This window comes from Microcystis sp. M53603_WE2, assembly GCF_030065435.1.
This window is the reverse complement of record NZ_JASJFF010000858.1, coordinates 1-2,335: the sequence shown is the minus strand read 5'-3', so window position 1 is coordinate 2,335 and position 2,335 is coordinate 1. Positions and strand designations below refer to the sequence as shown.

The window sequence follows — 2,335 nt, the reverse complement described above, 5'->3', positions numbered from 1 at the left end:
AGTTTTGTGGCGGGAACGATGGTTTTAGGCAAAAAACGCCGTTATTGGTGGTTAGGATTAACGTTAATTTTTCTGATTCCCCTGTTTATCTACGCTAACCGGGCGATCGGACTGAACGGCATTTCGCCACGAATCTTTATTGCCGGGGCTTTCGTCGATTGGTCAGCTTTGGTATTATTTATCCTACCAACCCGGACTCTTTTTACCCATTGGATCAAAGGCAGCAATTTGGCCCTAGTAGCGGCGGGAATTTTTGGGGGTACCTGGACCGCCAGCGGCCTCTCCCATTTAGGGGCCGTCGCCATTACCTACTCGATTTTTAACTGGCCCGAAGAAGTCTGGATCGCTTTAATTGGGATCGTTCCCCTAGAAAATCTGATTCGTTCCTTTGTCGGTATGGTGATCGGTTGTGGTGTGATTGCCGGTTTACGGGCGATCGGTCTGGTCAAATCACGAGAGGCGATCTACTAGACCTCTTGTAAAAATCAAAAATTGTTGTTAGGGTTAGGAGTCAGTAGCCGGTCGTCGGGAGTCAGGAGAAGAAAAAAGACAAGAGACGACTAGACTATGCATAAAACCTAAGATTATGTCGAATTTATCCGAGTTTTTAGATATTGTGACCCAATAGCGGCTCGATAACTTATTTTTGCAGGAGGGCTACTGAAATGGGAATACAGCAGTTATCTTAAATGGTGACATAGGAGGTTTTCCTTTTGGGGTGTGGGGTGTGGGGTGTCGGGACGGACGCAAGGGCAAGAATTGCCGCGTTGCGTCCAACCCCCCACCGAAAAAAAAGAGAACTAGCGTTTAAGCCAACTCATCATTGCCCGCAGGTCTTGGCCGACTTCTTCGATCGAATGTTCTGCTTCTTGACGACGCATAGCGGTGAAACCCGGTTTACCTGCTTGATTTTCGAGGACAAACTCTCTGGCAAATTGTCCCGATTGAATTTCCCCGAGGATTTTCCGCATTGCGGTCTTAGTCGCTTCCGTCACCACCCGCGGACCGCGAGTGTAGTCACCGTACTCGGCTGTATTGGAAATACTATCGCGCATTTTGGCCAAACCGCCCTCGACGATCAGATCGACGATCAGTTTCACCTCGTGTAAACACTCAAAATAGGCTAATTCGGGCTGATAACCAGCTTCCACGAGGGTTTCAAAGCCAGCTTTAATTAAAGCACTTAAACCACCGCATAATACTGCCTGTTCGCCAAAAAGGTCGGTTTCTGTTTCCTCGCGGAAAGTGGTTTCCAAAACCCCGGCCCGAGTGCCACCGATACCTTTAGCGTAGGCCATCGCTCGATCGCGTGCTTGGCCGGTAGCATCTTGATAGACGGCGAATAAACAGGGGACTCCTTGACCTTGTTCGTAGGTGCGACGGACGAGATGGCCCGGTCCTTTGGGGGCAACCATAACCACATCGACATTATCCGGGGGAACCACTTGACCGAAATGAATATTAAAGCCGTGGGCAAAAGATAACACCTTGCCTGCGCTTAAATTCGGGGCAATTTCGTTGATATAAATCGTTTTCTGCACTTCATCTGGTAAGAGGATCATGATCCAGTCGGCAATTTTAGCGGCTTCGGCCACATCATAAACCGGAATACCGGCTTCTTTGGCTTTGATTGCCGATTTACTGCCGGGATATAGACCAACAATCACATTAACGCCACTATCCTTGAGATTTAATGCGTGGGCATGACCCTGGGAACCATAACCAATAATAGCGATCGTTTTTCCCGCTAATAAATCTAAATTGGCATCCTCATCATAGTACATTCGTGCCATCGAACTCGCTCCTTAACTTCTTTTGTCACTGTGCAAACTCCTAATTATACGGGAAAATCACGCCCGTCAGAAGCATTTGAGCGCCGGTTTCCTGGAGTCACGAAAAAATAGTGTCTAGAAAAAATGAACTAGGCTAATCCGCTTCGCGCTTGATTAGCTTTGGAAACGCTAATCTCACAGATTTTGTGCTTTTGACGCTTCCTTTGGCAGACTTACCGTTTGAGTCCTGACGGCTCGACTAGGCAGCGGTTTTAAGCTAAACGGCGCTTAACCTGCATGATCCAACAGCTATAACCCTTTTGGAGTCTATATCGGTGATCCGAAGTAAAAGCCGTTTAGCTTACCATCCACGTCTGACGACGCTAGTTCCTAACACCGTGGCTAAATAGAACTCTTGCAAATTAATTATATGTTATAATGATGGGTTAACTAATTTTCCCCAAAAAATTAGTTAATCAGTACATTTGTCCTGAATGAAAACTTGAAGTTTAACTTTTAACTCAAACCTCTTTAGAGCTGCTTTAATTTGGTTATCAAAACCT

General features: G+C 46.6%; 1 protein-coding gene and 1 pseudogene. One reads left to right on the top strand and one right to left on the bottom strand.

The genetic code is table 11. The features are described from left to right. Window positions 1-471: pseudogene (locus tag PX481_RS18200) on the top strand (hypothetical protein); the annotation flags it as partial. 329 nt (window positions 472-800) lie between these two features. Here the strand turns inward: PX481_RS18200 and ilvC are convergent. Further along, a complete protein-coding gene (gene ilvC, locus PX481_RS18195; RefSeq protein ID WP_288095337.1) occupies window positions 801-1,793 on the bottom strand; it encodes a ketol-acid reductoisomerase in 993 nt (330 codons plus the stop codon). Between the last annotated feature and the right edge of the window lie 542 nt (window positions 1,794-2,335).

Excerpts from the sequence above, each read along its gene's own strand:
- ilvC (WP_288095337.1), bottom strand. The coding sequence starts at position 1,793 with ATGGCACGAATGTACTATGATGAGGATGCCAATTTAGATTTATTAGCG.